This is a genomic window from Uliginosibacterium aquaticum (assembly GCF_012972705.2).
GTDB lineage: Bacteria > Pseudomonadota > Gammaproteobacteria > Burkholderiales > Rhodocyclaceae > Uliginosibacterium > Uliginosibacterium aquaticum.
The window spans coordinates 562,460-578,133 of the sequence record NZ_JABCSC020000001.1; the positions used below are offsets into that span (position 1 = coordinate 562,460).

13 protein-coding genes are annotated in these 15,674 nt (G+C 65.5%); 8 read left to right on the forward strand and 5 right to left on the reverse strand.

Translation table 11 applies throughout. From position 1 onward, the window contains the following. Positions 1–73: 73 nt before the first annotated feature. The 5 genes from HJ583_RS02635 to HJ583_RS02655 all read right to left on the reverse strand — a co-directional run bounded on the left by HJ583_RS02635 (position 74) and on the right by HJ583_RS02655 (position 5,352). On the reverse strand, positions 74–1,687 hold the full coding sequence (locus HJ583_RS02635; protein ID WP_170020228.1) for a methyl-accepting chemotaxis protein: 1,614 nt from the start codon (positions 1,685–1,687) through the stop codon (positions 74–76). A gap of 115 nt (positions 1,688–1,802) precedes the next feature. Continuing rightward, a complete protein-coding gene (locus HJ583_RS02640; RefSeq protein ID WP_170020230.1) occupies positions 1,803–2,534 on the reverse strand; it encodes a GntR family transcriptional regulator in 732 nt (243 codons plus the stop codon). A gap of 88 nt (positions 2,535–2,622) precedes the next feature. Further along, on the reverse strand, positions 2,623–3,825 hold the full coding sequence (locus tag HJ583_RS02645) for an amidase (RefSeq protein WP_170020232.1): 1,203 nt from the start codon (positions 3,823–3,825) through the stop codon (positions 2,623–2,625). Positions 3,826–3,985: 160 nt separating this feature from the next. Continuing rightward, positions 3,986–4,885 (reverse strand): polysaccharide deacetylase family protein, encoded by a 900-nt coding sequence (locus HJ583_RS02650; RefSeq protein WP_170020234.1) that lies wholly within the window; start codon positions 4,883–4,885, stop codon positions 3,986–3,988. Further along, positions 4,882–5,352 carry a nuclear transport factor 2 family protein gene (locus tag HJ583_RS02655; protein WP_170020236.1) on the reverse strand — a complete coding sequence of 157 codons (471 nt, stop codon included), beginning with the start codon at positions 5,350–5,352 and terminating at the stop codon, positions 4,882–4,884. The genes HJ583_RS02650 and HJ583_RS02655 overlap by 4 nt, the downstream gene beginning before the upstream one ends. Before the next feature lie 214 nt (positions 5,353–5,566). Between HJ583_RS02655 and HJ583_RS02660 the strand changes: the two genes are divergently transcribed. The 8 genes from HJ583_RS02660 to HJ583_RS02695 all read left to right on the forward strand — a co-directional run bounded on the left by HJ583_RS02660 (position 5,567) and on the right by HJ583_RS02695 (position 15,628). Continuing rightward, on the forward strand, positions 5,567–6,754 hold the full coding sequence (locus HJ583_RS02660; RefSeq protein WP_170020238.1) for an ABC transporter substrate-binding protein: 1,188 nt from the start codon (positions 5,567–5,569) through the stop codon (positions 6,752–6,754). 76 nt (positions 6,755–6,830) lie between these two features. Beyond that, a complete protein-coding gene (locus HJ583_RS02665) occupies positions 6,831–7,709 on the forward strand; it encodes a branched-chain amino acid ABC transporter permease (protein WP_170020240.1) in 879 nt (292 codons plus the stop codon). Next, the gene (locus HJ583_RS19405) at positions 7,706–10,276 is read left to right on the forward strand and encodes a branched-chain amino acid ABC transporter ATP-binding protein/permease (RefSeq protein ID WP_217423240.1); all 2,571 of its coding nucleotides are present in this window, start codon (positions 7,706–7,708) and stop codon (positions 10,274–10,276) included. Before HJ583_RS02665 ends, HJ583_RS19405 begins: the two co-directional genes overlap by 4 nt. Next, positions 10,276–10,665, forward strand: coding sequence for an oxalurate catabolism protein HpxZ (hpxZ, locus tag HJ583_RS02675; RefSeq protein WP_170020242.1), 390 nt, complete (start codon positions 10,276–10,278; stop codon positions 10,663–10,665). The genes HJ583_RS19405 and hpxZ overlap by 1 nt, the downstream gene beginning before the upstream one ends. A 19-nt stretch (positions 10,666–10,684) precedes the next feature. Next, positions 10,685–11,515 (forward strand): sulfite exporter TauE/SafE family protein, encoded by an 831-nt coding sequence (locus HJ583_RS02680; RefSeq protein WP_170020244.1) that lies wholly within the window; start codon positions 10,685–10,687, stop codon positions 11,513–11,515. Position 11,516: 1 nt separating this feature from the next. Beyond that, positions 11,517–13,094: a gamma-glutamyltransferase family protein gene (locus HJ583_RS02685; RefSeq protein ID WP_170020246.1), complete on the forward strand. Its 1,578-nt coding sequence runs from the start codon at positions 11,517–11,519 to the stop codon at positions 13,092–13,094. A gap of 169 nt (positions 13,095–13,263) precedes the next feature. Further along, entirely contained in the window at positions 13,264–14,256 is a 993-nt protein-coding gene (locus tag HJ583_RS02690) for an ABC transporter ATP-binding protein (protein ID WP_170020248.1), read from the forward strand. 55 nt (positions 14,257–14,311) lie between these two features. Continuing rightward, positions 14,312–15,628, forward strand: coding sequence for an ABC transporter substrate-binding protein (locus HJ583_RS02695; RefSeq protein WP_217423241.1), 1,317 nt, complete (start codon positions 14,312–14,314; stop codon positions 15,626–15,628). The last annotated feature ends 46 nt before the right edge of the window (positions 15,629–15,674 follow it).

Here is a 15,674-nt window from a genome sequence, read left to right on the forward strand (position 1 = left end):
AAGGCCGGCCTCAGCTGGGCATGTGTGACCAGATCCTTTCTTCAGGCATGCCTTGCATGGCCTCCGCCGGGGTTCAGGTGCTGAAGCGCGCTGCCGCTGTGTTTAGCTCGGTGGCGAGCGCGGCGAGCTGGCGGGCTGTGTCGCTGGCGCTGCGGACGGCGGTGTCAGAGTCCTCCACCATGCGGGCTATGCGCTCCACATTGGTGGCAATGCTGTTGCTGGCCGCCGTCTGCTCGGAAGTAGCGTGAGCCACATCGTGGATCTTGGCCAAGGTCTCGCCGGTTTCGCGGTTGATGCCGTTGAGCGCCTCGGCCGCTTCAGTTGCAAGCGTCACGCCCTTCTCGACCAGAGGGCGCACGGTGTTCATGCTGTGCACCACAGAGTCGGTGTCAGCCTGCACCGCCGCGATAGTCTGGGTGATTTCGGCTGTAGCCTTGGTGGTGCGCTCGGCCAGCTTGCGCACCTCATCGGCCACTACCGCAAAGCCTCGTCCTTGCTCGCCGGCGCGGGCCGCTTCGATGGCGGCATTGAGGGCCAGCAGATTGGTCTGCTCGGCGATTTCCTTGATGGTGTTGGCGATGCCGTCGATCTGCCGAGTGCGATCCGCCAGGCCAACGATCTTGTCCGAGGCGTCGGCCACGGTACCTGACACTGCGTGGATCGCTTCGGCGGCGGCCGCTACACGCTGGCTGCCGCTTGCAGCCAGCTCGGCCGAGCGGCCGGAGCTGCGTTCGGTTTCGTGAGCGCTGTCTGCGATCTGCCCCACGCTGACGGTCATTTCCTCGATGGCGGCTGCTGTGGCGGAGGTCGCTTCAGAAGAGTGACCGGAGGACTCACGGATCACATCCATGCGTGAAGCGATGTCATTGGCCGCCGAGTTGAGCGACTGAGCGCTGTGCTTGATGCTGGCAATCATGCTTTGCAGATTGGTCTGCATGCGCTTGAGCGCATTGAGCAGGCTGCCCTCATGGCTGTCGGGCAGGTGCTGCCCAAGGTGGCCGGTCGCGATCTGATTGGCCGCTTCCGTCGCCATCGCCGGCTCGCCACCGAGCTGGCGGTAGATGCTGCGCGCCATCACGACGGCCAGGCTGGCGCTCACAGCAATGATGACCAGGCCTGCCAACAGCAGCAGCAAGGCATAGCGGCGGAAGGCCGCATCAATGTCATCGGTGAAGAAGCCGGTGCCCACCGTCCAGCTCCACGGGGCGAAGCGCGTGACGCCATTCAGCTTGGGCAGGGTCTCCTTGCTGTCGCTGCCCGGGCGGGTGGTGTAAATGGTGACGAAAGCGGGGTCTGCCTTGGCGAGGGCTTCACGATAGACCTCTACCGTGGTGCGGCCATCCGGCACCTTGGAGCCGACATCCACCTTGCCGATGCGGGCTGTGTTGGCGTGTGCCACGAGGACATTGTCGTCATTGCGCGCAAACACATAATCGTTCTCGTGCTTGAGACCCTGCAGGGCCTGGCCGGCACGGGCCTGGGCCTCTTCGCGCGAGAGCTTGCCGCTGGTTTCCATCTCATGGAAGTGCTTGAGGATCCCGACCGAGAGATGGAGCAGGGTGCGTGTCTGGTTCTCGCGCTCTGCCGTCATGGTGCTGCGGATGGCCTGCAAGGCGATGGCTGCAATCAGGAGCAGGCCGATGAGGGCGCTGCCGATGATCAGCATCAGTCGGGAGGATAGTTTCATATGATTTTCTGAGGCGACGGTTTAGGGGGCATAGGCCGGACGCATGCTTCTATGCCTCTTAGCGTCGCAAACAGCGTGAAACTTAAGCGCTACCACCCTTTTTAGGGTTTTCCCATTACATCCCAAGCATGCGAGCGAGGCTGTTGTCTTCGGCCTCGGGCTGCACGCAGACATTGGCTTCGAGCGTGCGCAGGTGCTCATCCATCAGTTTGACTGCACGTTCCGCATCGCCCTTTTCGATGTAATCCACCACGCGGGCATGCTCATCGTGCTCGCAGGCGGCGTTGCCCGGTGGTTCGTAGAGCGCCACGATCAGTGAGCAGCGCGAGACGAGCTCCATCAGGTATTGCTGCAGGATGGTGTTGCCGGCCACTTCGGCCAGACGCAGGTGAAAGGCACTCGCCAGCCGGGCCCATTCCGGCTGGGCGAAGCGGTGCATGGCATCGTGTTCCTGCTTGAGTTGGGCGCGCAGGCTGGCGATGTCGGCCCGGCTGGCCGTGCTGGCGGCCAGCCGCACGATGCAGGCTTCGAGATGGCGCCTCGCTTCGAAGATCTGGCGGGTTTCCTCCGGGCTCGGTGCGGCTACGACCGCGCCGCGATTCACACGCAGCTCCACGATGTGGTCATGTGCAAGCTTCTGCAGCACCTTGCGCACGGTGGCGCGGCTGACGTCGAAGAGTTCGCACAGCGAGGCCTCGGGCAGCTTGGTGCCGGGCTTGAGGCGCTGGGTCATGACACTCTCGAAAACCGTGTTGTAGATGCGGGTCTCGATATCGTCTCCCGGCTTGAGGCCAGGCAGTTCGGTCACGGGCAGGGCGGTTTTGCTGCGGGAGCTTCGGGTGGCCATATTGAGTGATTGGATTGTCGACAATCCGGCTGTGTCTGATTGAACAAGCATGCCACAGCTCTGTGTCGCAGAGCGTGTGGCGTCTTGCTCAGGCGGCCAGTTGTTGGTGGATCTGGCGTGCCAGGCGGATCAGGGCCAAGTCGCTGCCGGCCGGCCCGAGCAGGGAAATGCCGATCGGCAGGCCGGCCGCACTGCGTAGCGGAATGCTTACCTGGGGCAGCCCGGCGAGGCCGGCGATGCAGCCGATGCGCAGGGTGCGCAGGCGGATTTCGTCGATCTCGGCGCCGCCTGCCGTGCGCAGCGGCGCTACGCTGGCAGCTGAGGGCAGGAGGGCGATGCCGTCTGTGCCGAGGCTGGCGCGCACCCTGGCGCGGATCGCGGCACGCTGGGCGAAGGCTTCCTCGGCCTGATCCTGGCTGACGCTGGCGGCCTGCTGCCAACGTGCGGCGATGGCCGGGGCGAAACCCGGCACATGCTGGCTGATCCAGTCGCCATGGGTCAGCCAGCCCTCGAAAGCGCCTGCCGTGACATAGGTCTGGCGCCAGTGCTCGAGGCTCTGCGGGGCGGCAAGGTCGAGCTCTTCGGTGTGGGGGCAGAGGTCGGCCAGGGCGCTGCGGACGGCCTGCAGGGCGGGCTGGAAGGTCTCTTCGGCCAGGCCGCAGGCGTCGCGCAGCACCAGCAGGCGAGCTGCAGAGAAAGTGCTGGGGGGCAGCAGTACCTGGCCGACGCGTTCGAAAGTGCCCGCATCGTGCGCGAACCAGGTGGCAGTGTCGAAACCCGGGTGCAGCGGCACCAAGCCGTCGCGCGAGAGCAGGCCATGTGTCGTGCGCAGACCCCACACGCCGCAGTAGCTGGCTGGCACGCGGGTGGAACCGCCGGTATCGGTGCCCAGCGCGAAGTCCACCAGATGCGCGGCCACCGCCGCCACCGAACCGCTTGAGGAGCCACCGGGGATGCGCTCGGGTGCCGCGCTGTTGAGTGGCATGCCGTAGTGCAGGTTGTCGCCGTGGATGCTGTAGGCCAGCTCGTCGGTCAGCGTCTTGCCGTGCAGCGTGGCGCCGGCGGCCAGCAGTTGGGCGACGACCGGGCTATGTCGTTCGGGTATCGGGTGGGTCGCTAGCCAGTGTGGGTTGCCGGCGCCGGTGGGATGGCCGGCTACGTCGAAGACGTCTTTCACAGCAAATGAGAGGCCGGTCAGCGGACCGCTGGCGGTGGGCGGCAGGCTGAATTTGCCGTGCGGTACCCAGGCGCCGATGCTGTCTTCGAAGGGGAGGGGGGCGGGTGTTGTCATGAGTGTCAGCAAGGAAGTTGAGGTGAAGGCCGTCATTCCTGCGCAGGCAGGAATCCAGCGTCTTGCGACGCGGTTCGCAAGTTAGAAAGAAGCGCAAAGCCCCTGGGCTCCTGCCTGCGCAGGAGCGACGGGTTTGTGGCGGTGGCTGCGCGCATTGGACTCAGGCCGGGAACAACTCATCCACATGGCGGCAGATGGCGCCGGGAGTGGTGAGCCAGATTTCGCCCGCATCGCGGGCCGCGGCGATGCGCTGCAGGGCACGCCGCAGATGGCGCAGGCGGTAGGGCTGGCCGATGATGTAGGGATGCAGCGCGATGCCCATCACCAGCGGCTGGTGGTGGGCTTGCAGCAGCATTTCCTCGAAGTTGTCGACGATCAGCTGGGCGAAGTCCTTGCCGTCCATCTGGCGTGCCACGATCATCGGAATGTCATTTACCTCCTGCGGATAGGGAATGGCCCACAGCCTTTTCCCGCTGCGTGTCGTCATCGCCACCGGCTGATCGTCGTGACACCAGTTGAGCGTGTAGTTGTAGCCGGTCTCGGTGAGCAGATCGGGCGTGGCGCGGCTCTCCGAAATCCATGGCGAGAGCCAGCCGGTGGGTGCGGCGCCGCTGCGCTCCGCCATGCGCGCGTGGCAGGCGGCGAGCAGGGCGGCCTCGCCGGTTTCGTCGAGTTCGCCCTGGCGCATGGTGTTGCTGTGGCCGTGGCCGATCAGTTCGTCGCCGCGCGCGGCGAAGGCCGCCACCAATTCCGGGCAGTGATCGTAGAGCGCGGTATTGATCAGCGCGCCCGTAGGCAGCGCCAGCTCATCAAAGAGTTCCAGGCAGCGCCAGGCTCCCACCCGGTTGCCGTACTCGCGCCAGCTGTAATTGAGCACATCGGGTTGCGGCGAGACCGGGCCAATGCAGGCCCCCAGGCCTTCACCAAAGGCGAAGTGCTCCAGATTGAAGCCGATGTAGACCGCCAGCTTGGCGCCATTGGGCCAGCGGTAGTCCGGCCGCTGGGTGATCGGGCTGTAGTCGAAGCGGCCGCTGTCGGGCAGCGGTGACAGCTCGCTCATGCCGTGCCTCCCATCGGCGAGGGCCAGGCCGGGGCGAGGCCGGCGCGCACCAGCAGCCATTCCGCGCTGTCGTTCCACACCTGCATCTCGACGATCTTGCCCTGGCTCACCACATAGCGATCGACATAGCGGTTGCCTTCGAAGGGTGTGCCGTCCGGCCAGGCACCGTAGAGCGTGCCGATGTTGTAGACGATGGCTTCCTCGGCGGTGGCTCCGGCGACCACATCGGTGCGCTCGAAGCGCTTCTTGACCCAGGCGTAGCGGCCTGCATTGAAGGCGCTGCAGTCTGCCGGCTCCTTCATGTCACGGCCGCCGGTGAAGCGGATACGCATATCCGGCGCGGTGAAGGCGCGTGCACCCTCCGGGTCCGGAATCATGATGATGCGCAGGAATTCTTCGACCAGCTCGCCGGCCTGGCGGCCGATCTCTGCGGAGGGCTGTGTGCCCGGTTTTGAGGCGGAATTCATTTTCGATCTCCATTTTTTGCACTTAATTTGTGCGGCTAATCGCCAATCAGGCGCTTGGTGGAGTGTGAGCATGTGCCGTGCCAGATTGTCGACAATTACGTTTGTGTTGTGTTTTCAATGCTTGTTTATGATTGGCTGCAATAGGCACGCTTCGTGCATTCAGTGTCGGCGAGGCCCGCAGGCCTGTCCATGTCCCGATCACAGGAGAATCTTCATGACCCGCATCACCCGACGTAGCGTTCTGACCGCCGCCCTGGCGACCGCAAGCTGTTTCATGTTGCCGCTGGCCCACGCGGCCGATCCGATCAAGATCGGCCTAGTGACGGCCCTGTCCGGCCAGTCCGCGCTGGCAGGTGAGGCCATCACGCGTGGCCTCACCGTGGCCATCGAAGAGATCAATGCCAAGGGCGGCCTGCTCGGCGGGCGCAAGATCGAACTGGTGCGTCGCGACGACGAAGGTAATCCGGCCAAGGGCGTGACCGCTGCACGCGAACTGATCTACAAGGAGAAGGTGGCTGTGCTGTTCGGCGGCCTGGATACGCCGGTTTCGGTGGCGATCGTGCAGATGGCCAATCAGGAGAAGGTGCCCTTCATGGGGCCGTGGGCCGCCGGCACACCGATCACCAAGAATGGCGCCAACCCGAACTTCGCTTTCCGCGTGTCGGCGGTGGACGAGATCGTTGATCGCGGCATGCTGGCCTATGCGCAGAAGACCTTCAAGGCGAGCAAGCCCGGCATGATCCTGGTGAACAACGCCTGGGGTGAGTCCAACGAGAAGGGCCTCAACGCCGCGTTGGCCGCCAAGGGCATGAAGGCGGTCGGTAGCGAGAAGTTCGAAGCCAATGATGTGGACGTGGTGCCGCAACTCTCCCGCCTCAAGGCCGCTGGCGCCGACGTGCTGTTCATGGTGGGCAATGTGGGCCCTTCGGCCCAGGTGGTGAAGTCGCTCGATCGCATGGGCTGGAAGGTGCCGGTGGTGTCGCACTGGGGCCCGGCCGGTGGCCGCTTCACCGAACTGGCAGGCCCGAATGCGAAGAACGTGCACTTCGTGCAGACCTACAGCTTCTTCGGCAAGCAGAACCCGGTCGGCGAGAAGCTGATCAAGACCCTGATGGCCAAGTACCCGGACATCAAGGGCGTGGATGACATCACCCCGGCGGTGGGTGTGGCCAATGCCTACGACGGCATGCAGCTGGCCGCGCTGGCGATTGCCAAGGCCGGTTCCACCGAGGGCGACGCGGTGCGCCAGGGCTTCTACAAGATCGACCGCTACGAAGGCCTGATCAAGACCTATGTAAAGCCCTTCACGCCCGATGTGCATGACGCGCTCTCCGAGAACGACTATGTGTGGGCCTACTTCATTGATGACTTCATCCTGCCGGTCGGCATGACGAGCAAGTAACAGCGTCCGTCGTCCCTGCCCACGCGGGGACGACGGGCCCCCGATTGATTTCAACGACATCCACCAAAGGCAGCCGATGCTTCTCCTCTCCGCCCTCATCTCCGGCCTTGGCCTGGGTGCCATGTATGGCCTCATGGCGCTGGGTTTCCATGTCACCTATGCCGTCTCCGGCACGGTCAATTTCGCCCAAGGCAGCTCGATGATGCTGGGTGCGGTGCTGACCTTTGGTTTCGCCCAGGCGCTGGGCTGGCCGATGCCGCTGGCGATCCTGCTGGCGCTGGCCTTGTGCGCGCTGTACGGCCTGCTGGTCGAGTTCGTGGCGGTGCGGCCCTTCGCCAGCCGCGGCTCGGATGCCTGGCTGATGTCCACCGTGGCGCTGGGCATCGTGCTGGATAACCTGGTGATGTTCTCCTTCGGCAAGGAGCCGCGTTCCCTGCCTTCGGTGCTGGCGCAGACACCGATCGAGCTGGGCGGTCTGGGGCTGGGCGTGTATCCCTTGCAGGTCTTGATTCCTGTCATCGGCTTGCTGCTTGCCGCCGTGCTGCATTTCGTGGCCCGCCGCACGCGCTGGGGCATCGCCATGCTGGCGGTGGTGCAGAACCGCGATGCAGCGCGCCTGATGGGTATTCCGATCCGCCGCGTGGTGGCGGCCGCGTTTGCGCTGTCCACCCTGTTCGCTGGCATTGCCGGGGTGTTGATCGCGCCGCTGATGAATGTGCATGCCGACATGGGCACCTTGTTCGGCCTCAAGGCTTTCGCGGTCGCCATCCTCGGTGGCATCTCCAGCGCCTGGGGGGTGATGCTGGCCGGGCTGATCTTCGGCGGCGTGGAGGCCATCGTCACCGCCACCCTGGGCTCCGGCTACACCCAGATCATCAGTTTCTCGCTGGTGATTGCCGCACTGGCTCTGCGTCCCAACGGCCTGTTCGGCCGCGCCGAGGTGCGCAAGGTATGAGCCCTCTGAATCCGACCCTTTCTGTGCCCGCCATGTCACTCCACCCTAACGTCATTACCGGCCGCAATGATCGCGGTCTCTCCCGCCTCGTGTTCACCCTCTTGTGCGTGATGGGGGCGCTCTTGCTGGCCTGCACGCTGAATGGCTACTACGTCTTCGTGCTGGCCAATGTGGCCTTGCTGGCCATCGTGGGTATCGGCCTCAACGTGCTGATGGGCATGAGTGGCCAGGTATCCTTCGGCCATGTCGGCTTTTACGCGCTGGGCGCTTACGTGGTGGCGGTACTCACCACCAAGGCCGGCTGGAGCTTCTGGGCCGCCTGGCCGATGGCGGCCTTGTTGAGCAGCGCCATCGGAGCGCTGCTGGCGCTACCGGCCCTGCGTGCCAAGGGGCCTTATCTGGCGATGATCACGATTGCTTTCGGTTTCATCGTGGAGCACAGCATGGTCGAGATGCGTGGGCTCACCGGTGGCCAGAACGGCATCATGGGCATCGTTGCTCCGGCGCTCGGCGCGGCCCTGCGCGGCGAGCGCGCGGTGGCGGTGCTGGCGGTGATCACGGCGGCGCTGGCGCTTGGCGCCTACCTGCTACTGGCGCGTGGCAGCTGGGGCGCGGCCCTGCGTGCGGTGCGCGACAGCGAGACGGCCGCCGAATCCATCGGTCTCAACCCGCTTGTCATCAAGACCGTGGCCTTTGCCGTGTCGGCCCTGCTGGCCGGGCTGGCTGGCGGTCTGTATGCGCCGCTGTCTGGTTTTGTCACGCCGAGCAGTTTCGGTTTCATCCAGTCCATCCTGTTCGTGCTGTTAGTCATGATCGGCGGCTCGGGTACCCTGGCCGGGCCCATCGTCGGCGCCATCGTGGTGGGGGTCTTGCCTGAGCTTCTGTCCAGCCTGGAGGAATACCGCCTGCTGTTCTTCGGTCTGCTCCTGCTGCTGGTGCTGTGGGCCGCCCCCGAGGGCATGGCGGGGCTTCTGCGCCAACTGTCGGCTGCCGTGATGCGGCGCCTGGGGCGCGCCGCAAGCCTGCCCGAAGACGGGCCGGCGCCGGCGCTGGAAATGTCGGCGCGCAGTCGCGGTGTGTTGCGCGCCGAGCAGCTGTCGATGGTTTTCGGTGGGGTGCGAGCGGTGAGCGACCTCTCCTTCGAGGTGCAGCCGGGCCAGGTCACCAGCCTGATCGGCCCCAACGGCGCCGGCAAGAGTACGGCGCTGAACATGCTGAGTGGTTTCTACACTCCCAGTGCCGGGCGCTTCCTGCTGCATGACGCCTCCCTTCAGGGGCAGGGGGCTTGCAAGGTGGCGCGCGAAGGTGTGGCGCGCAGTTACCAGACCTCACAGCTCTTCGGCAGCCTCAGCGTGCTGGACAACGTGGCCCTGGCCTTGCCGCGCGGCCGCCTCGGCGCCTTGCTCGGGCGGCAGGCGGTGTGTGCGCCTGCGGCACGCGAGCGGGCAGCCAGCCTGCTGCGCTGGTGCGGTTACCAGGGCGCGTTGAGCCTCAAGGCTGGTGGCCTGGCGCATGTGGACCGGCGCCTGGTGGAGATCGCCCGTGCGCTGGCCACCGACCCCGAGGTGCTGCTGCTCGACGAACCGGCGGCCGGCCTGTCGCGCGAGGACAAAGCACTGTTGGCGGCGCTGCTGCGGCGCATCGCTGCGGCCGGCATCGGCGTGCTGCTGGTCGAGCACGATATGGCGCTGGTCATGGAGATCTCGGATCACATCGTGGTGCTGGATGCAGGCCAGTTACTGGCACGCGGCACGCCCGCCGAGATTCAGGGCAATGCCGCCGTGCGCCGTGCCTATCTGGGCGAGGCCGACGCGCTGCAGATCGCGCCGGTAGCGCTGCGCCGCATGAGCGCCGAGAGTCCGGAACTGCTCGGCGTGGGCGGACTCACTACCGGTTACGGCGCCGAGCCGGTGCTGCACGCGGTGGATCTGCAGGTGCGCGAGGGCGAGATGGTGGCGCTGCTGGGGGCCAACGGGGCGGGCAAGTCCACCCTGATGCGCAGCCTCAGCGGCCTGCACAAACCCCTGCAGGGCGGCATCCATCTAGGCGGCGTGGAGCTCTCCGGCTTGCCGGCCGAGCAGATCGTGCGTCTGGGCCTGGTGCTGGTGCCGGAAGGGCGCCAGGTCTTTCCGGAGCTCTCCGTGCTGGACAACATCCGCCTCGGCGCGTTCCTGCATCCAGAAGGCCGCGAGCAACGCGTGGAGGAGATGCTGACGCGCTTCCCGCGCCTGCGCGAGCGCCTGCACCAGCGCGCCGGCCTGCTCTCCGGCGGCGAGCAGCAGATGCTGGCGATTGCCCGTGCGCTGATGAGCCGGCCACGCGTGTTGTTGCTTGATGAGCCCTCGCTGGGCCTCGCGCCAAAGGTAATAGCCGAGCTTTTCGCGGCGCTGGATCGCCTGCGCGGCGAAAACATGACCCTGCTGCTGGTCGACCAGATGGCGGCGCTGGCGCTGGCACTCGCCGATCGCGCCTATGTGCTGGAGAACGGGCAAGTCGTGGCGCGCGGCACGGCCGCCGAGATCGCCGCCGACCCGGCGCTGGCCAAGGCCTATCTGGGGGCGCACTGATGACAGTGAAGAACAGTGCCATCAACCTCCCGCATGTTCTGGCCGAAGTCCAGGCGGCCTTTGCGCGTTACGAGGCGGCGCTCACCGGCAACGTGGTGGCGGTGCTGGACGAGCTTTTCTGGCACAGCCCGCACACTTTGCGCTATGGGGCGAGCGAAAACCTCTACGGCTATGCCGCGATCCAGGCCTTCCGCGCTGCACGCCCGGCCCAGGGCCTCGAGCGCTGCTTGCGCAACACCGTGATCACGACCTACGGCGAAGACTTCGCGACAGCTTCCACCGAGTTCACGCGCGAAGGCGTGGCCCGGTGTGGGCGCCAGACCCAGACCTGGGTGCGCATGAGTGAGGGCTGGCGGATCGTGGCCGCCCATGTTTCCTTGATGAACTGAATCTGCTGCTGAAAACTTCATGACAATCGACTTCACCCATCTCGCGCTGTTTGCCGCCGCGCTCCTGCTCACCGGCTGCGTCTCCGGTTTCCTCGCCGGCCTGTTGGGCGTGGGCGGCGGCATCATCGTGGTGCCTATTCTCTACATGCTGTTCCCGGCCCTCGATGTGCCGGAGGCGATCCGCATGCATCTGGCGGTCGGCACCTCGCTGGCCACCATCATCCCTACCGCCATCACCTCGGCGCGCGCGCATTACGCCAAGGGCGGGCTGGACCCCAAGTTGCTGCGTGCGCTGGCACCGAGCATCCTGGTTGGCGTGGTGGCCGGCAGCATCTTTGGCGGCAAGGCCAGCGGCACGACCCTGATCCTGATCTTCGCCATCATCGCGCTGCTGGTGTCCATCTACATGGCATTTCGCCGCGACAGCTGGGTGCTGGCGCCGGCGCTGCCGACCTCGCCGCTGCTGCGTGCGCCGATCGGGCTGTTCATCGGCTGGTTCTCGGTGCTGATGGGGATTGGTGGCGGCACCCTGTCGGTGCCCATCCTGAGTGCCTTCAGCGTCGAGATGCGGCGCGCCGTGGGTACCGCCTCGGCGGTGGGCATTTTGATTGGCGTGCCGGGTGCGCTGGGGTTCATTGCAACAGGCTGGGGCAATCCGTTGCTGCCGCCGTTCAGTCTGGGCTATTGCAGCCTGATTGGCTGCGCGCTGATCGTGCCGGCCTCCATGCTGACCGCGCCTTATGGCGTGCGCACCGCGCATGCCATCTCGCCAGCGCTGCTGCGGCGCGCCTTCGCAGTTTTTCTCTTGATCACTTCGATCAAGATGTTCATGAGCGCAGTCGGGAGCTGACATGCTGAAGGCAACCATGACGCGCGGTGGCATGCTCAGTGCGCCACATCATCTGGCGGCACAGAGCGGCGCGGCCGTGCTGCGCGAGGGCGGCAATGCGGTGGAGGCGATGCTGGCCGCCGCCGCCACCATTGCCGTGAGCTACCCGCACATGAATGGCATCGGTGGCGATGGCTTCTGGCTGATCGCACTGCCGGGCAAACCGCCGCTGGCGATCCGCGCCTGCGGCCCGGCCGCGCAACTGGCCGAGCGCAGCTTCTACGCCCAGGACAAGAGCATTCCCACGCGTGGCCCACGCGCCGCGCTGACGGTGGCCGGCGCTATCGGTGGCTGGGCGCAGGCGCTGGAAGTCGCGGCGCGCCTGGGCGGCAGGCTGCCGCTGGCGCGTCTGCTGGCGGACGCCATTCATCATGCGCGAGTTGGTGTGCCGGTGACGCGCTCGCAGGCCCAGCTCACCGCCGCCAAATGGTCCGAGCTGGAACTGGTGCCTGGCTTTGCCGAGACCTTCGCCGGCCAGGGGCTGCCAACTGTGGGCGACACGCAGGCCCAGCCGCGCCTCGCCGCCACCCTGGAGCAGCTCGCGCGGGCCGGGCTGGAGGATTTCTATCGCGGTGATGTGGCACGCAGTCTGGCACGCGATCTGGAGGCGTTGGGCAGCCCGTTGCGCCTGGCCGATCTGGAAAGTTACCGCGCCGAACAGGTCACTCCGCTGTGCGTCGAACTGGGTGTGGGCCGCAGCTACAACCTGCCGCCGCCCACCCAGGGCGTCAGCGCCCTGGCAATCCTCGGCATCTTCGACAAGCTGGGGGTGAGGGAGGGCGAGTCCTTCGCCCATGTGCACGGCCTGGTCGAGGCCACCAAGCGCGCCTTCCGCTGGCGCAATGCACACTGTGGCGACCCGCGCTACATGCGCGTCGATGCGCAGGCCTTTCTGGCTGCGGATTCACTGCGGCACGAGGCGAGTCAGATCGATCTGCAGCGCGCCGCGCCCTGGCCCGAGCTTGCCAAACCCGGCGACACCATCTGGATGGGCGCAGCCGATCGTCACGGCTGCGTGGTGAGCTATATCCAGAGCGTGTACTGGGAATTCGGCAGCGGCGTGGTGCTGCCCGAAAGCGGCGTGCAGTGGCAGAACCGCGGCGCCAGTTTCAGCCTGCACGACGGGCCGAACGCGCTCATGCCGGGGCGTCTGCCCTTCCACACCCTGAACCCCTCGCTGGCGCACTTGAAGGATGGCCGCGTGATGGCCTACGGCACCATGGGTGGCGAAGGCCAACCGCAGACTCAGGCTGCGGTGTTTTCGCGTCACGTGTTGTTCGGGCAGGACCTGCAGGCCGCGGTAACGGCGCCGCGCTGGTTGCTGGGGCGCACCTGGGGCGAGGAATCGACCAACCTGAAGCTGGAGTCGCGCTTTGCGCCGGCGCTGTATGAGGCGCTGGGCGCGGCGGGTCACGACATCCAGATCGTCGGCGAATTCGAGGACATGATGGGCCATGCCGGTGCGGTGTCCGTGCATCCCGGCGGGCTGATCGAGGGGGCGAGCGACCCGCGTGCCGATGGCCTGTGTGCGGCGCTGTGAGCAGCGCCTGAGCCTGGTGCGCCTGAGCCGGTCAGGGCACCGCCAGCGTGCATGCCGCCAGACGTTTTGTATGCAAAAAAATCAGCGTGTTTTTGTAAGCTACTGAAAAACAAGTATTTTTGTTTTTGGCATGCGCCGTGCTTAGTGTTTTCCAGCAGAAAGGGAGCGCATGGCACACAAGGCATCTGAACTCGAGCTGATCAAACTCAGCAAACGCTATGGCCAGGTCACGGCGGTGGACGCCATCGACCTGAGCATTCCTTCCGGCAGCTATTGCTGCCTGTTGGGGCCCTCCGGCTGTGGCAAGACTTCCACCCTGCGGATGATCGCCGGCCACGAAACGGCCAGCGATGGTGACATCCTGCTGGGCGACCGGAACATCACGCTGCTGCCGGCCGCCGAGCGCGGCACGGCCATGATGTTCCAGAGCTACGCCCTGTTCCCGCACCTGTCGGTGCTGGATAACGTGGCCTTCAGTCTCAAGATGAAGGGTGTGCCCACTGCCGAGCGCCATGGCCGTGCCCAGGCCCTGCTCGAGCGGGTGGCGATGGGGCAATACGCCCGGCGCAAACCCAGCGAACTCTCCGGCGGCCAGCAGCAGCGCGTGGCCCTGGCGCGCGCCCTGATCACCGAGCCGCGCGTGCTGCTGCTCGATGAGCCGCTGTCGGCGCTGGACCCCTTCCTGCGCATCCGCATGCGCGCCGAGCTCAAGCGCTGGCAGAGCGAGCTGGGCTTCAGCTTCGTGCATGTCACCCACTCGCAGGAAGAGGCGATGGCGCTGGCCGATCAGGTGGTGGTCATGAATGCCGGCCGCATCGAGCAGGTGGCCACCCCGCACACCCTTTTCAATGCCCCGGCCAGCGAGTTCGTGGCGCGCTTCATCGGTGGTCACAACGTGCTCGAAGCCGGTGGCCAGAAAATTTCGGTGCGTGCCGACCGCATGCGTCTTGCGCGTACCGCACCCACCGAGGGGGCGAGCGTAGCGGCGCAGGTGGCGGCCGTCGAATACCAGGGCACTTATGTGCTGGTTGAGCTCGCTCACGCGGCGATCAGCGAGTTTTCGGTGGTGGTGCCTGAGCAGGAATTCTTTGCCGCGCCCTGGCAGGCCGGGGAATCGGTACATGTGAGCTGGGCGAGCGCTGACGCGCACGCACTGGCCTGAGTTTTTTCTGCCGGCATCGGCCGGCACCCTTGCGTAGCCTTGAATGGAGATGATGATGGCGAAGATCGATTCCGGCAGTACCGAGCACGTATCCAGCACGCCCGAAACCCTGGAGGCAACAGAGGCCACCAACCCGATGCGCCGCCTGCTGCTCAAGGGCACCGCCGGCATCCTGGCCGCCGGAGTGTTTCCGGCCATTCACGCGCAGGAAAAACTGGTGCTGCGCTACCTCGGCACTGCCGTGAATCAGGACAAGGCGATTGCCGACCGTTTCAAGGCCGATACCGGCATCGAGATCCAGTACATCCCGGTGACGACCGATGAAGTCACCAAGCGCGCGGTGACCGCACCGAACAGCTTCGATCTGATTGACACCGAGTATTTCTCGCTCAAGAAGATCATTCCCACCGGCAATCTGCTCGCCATTGATGCCAAGCGAATCAAGAATGCGGACAAGATCACGCCGCTGTTCACCAAGGGCGAGATCGGTGGCAAGAAGGTGGGTGACCAGGGCACCGCGCCGAAGAAGGTGATGTTCCTCGAAGGGGCCGACTCGAAGAAATTCTCGGCCACCCCGACCCAGTTCATGACCCTGATTCCCACGGTCTACAACGCTGACACTCTGGGCATCCGGCCGGATCTGATCAAGCGCCCGATCGATTCCTGGAAGGAGCTGTTGAACCCCGAGTTCAAGGGCAAGGCGGCGATTCTGAACATCCCTTCGATCGGCATCATGGATGCGGCAATGGTGGTGGAGGCCATGGGGCTGCACAAGTATGCGGACAAGGGCAACATGACCCGCGCCGAGATCGACCTCACCATCAAGACCCTCATCGAAGCCAAGAAGGCTGGCCAGTTCCGCGCCCTGTGGAAGGATTTCAACGAGAGCGTGAACCTCATGGCTTCCGGCGAAGTGGTGATCCAGTCGATGTGGTCGCCGGCCGTCACCGCCGTGCGCACCAAGGGCATCGCCTGTAATTTCCAGCCGCTCAAGGAAGGCTATCGTGCCTGGGCGGCAGGCTTCGGCGTGCCCAAGAGCGTCAAGGGCAGGAAGGCTGATGCGGTGTATGAATTCATCAACTGGTTCCTTGATGGCTGGGCCGGCGCCTATCTCAATCGCCAGGGCTATTACAGCGCCGTGCTCGATACCGCCAAGGCCAAGATGGAAGCCTATGAGTGGGCCTACTGGATGGAAGGCAAGCCGGCCGCGAAGGACATCAAGTCGCCTAACGGCGATGTGCTGGCCAAGGCCGGTGCGCTGCGCGATGGTGGCTCCTACGAGCAGCGCCTGGGCAGCATCGCCTGCTGGAATGCGGTGATGGATGAGAACGAGTACATGGTCCGCAAGTGGAACGAGTTCGTCGCTGCCTGATGTGCGCTCTGCGCCCGGCTCCGGCCGGGCGCCTGCCCGACCTTTA

What these genes read in the sequence shown, in the direction of transcription:
- HJ583_RS02660 (WP_170020238.1), top strand. Translation starts at nt 5,567, where the DNA reads ATGACCCGCATCACCCGACGTAGCGTTCTGACCGCCGCCCTGGCGACC.
- HJ583_RS02665 (WP_170020240.1), top strand. Translation starts at nt 6,831, where the DNA reads ATGCTTCTCCTCTCCGCCCTCATCTCCGGCCTTGGCCTGGGTGCCATG.
- hpxZ (WP_170020242.1), top strand. Translation starts at nt 10,276, where the DNA reads ATGACAGTGAAGAACAGTGCCATCAACCTCCCGCATGTTCTGGCCGAA.
- HJ583_RS02650 (WP_170020234.1), bottom strand. Translation starts at nt 4,885, where the DNA reads ATGAGCGAGCTGTCACCGCTGCCCGACAGCGGCCGCTTCGACTACAGC.
- HJ583_RS19405 (WP_217423240.1), top strand. Translation starts at nt 7,706, where the DNA reads ATGAGCCCTCTGAATCCGACCCTTTCTGTGCCCGCCATGTCACTCCAC.
- HJ583_RS02690 (WP_170020248.1), top strand. Translation starts at nt 13,264, where the DNA reads ATGGCACACAAGGCATCTGAACTCGAGCTGATCAAACTCAGCAAACGC.
- HJ583_RS02635 (WP_170020228.1), bottom strand. Translation starts at nt 1,687, where the DNA reads ATGAAACTATCCTCCCGACTGATGCTGATCATCGGCAGCGCCCTCATC.
- HJ583_RS02680 (WP_170020244.1), top strand. Translation starts at nt 10,685, where the DNA reads ATGACAATCGACTTCACCCATCTCGCGCTGTTTGCCGCCGCGCTCCTG.
- HJ583_RS02685 (WP_170020246.1), top strand. Translation starts at nt 11,517, where the DNA reads ATGCTGAAGGCAACCATGACGCGCGGTGGCATGCTCAGTGCGCCACAT.
- HJ583_RS02655 (WP_170020236.1), bottom strand. Translation starts at nt 5,352, where the DNA reads ATGAATTCCGCCTCAAAACCGGGCACACAGCCCTCCGCAGAGATCGGC.
- HJ583_RS02640 (WP_170020230.1), bottom strand. Translation starts at nt 2,534, where the DNA reads ATGGCCACCCGAAGCTCCCGCAGCAAAACCGCCCTGCCCGTGACCGAA.
- HJ583_RS02695 (WP_217423241.1), top strand. Translation starts at nt 14,312, where the DNA reads ATGGCGAAGATCGATTCCGGCAGTACCGAGCACGTATCCAGCACGCCC.
- HJ583_RS02645 (WP_170020232.1), bottom strand. Translation starts at nt 3,825, where the DNA reads ATGACAACACCCGCCCCCCTCCCCTTCGAAGACAGCATCGGCGCCTGG.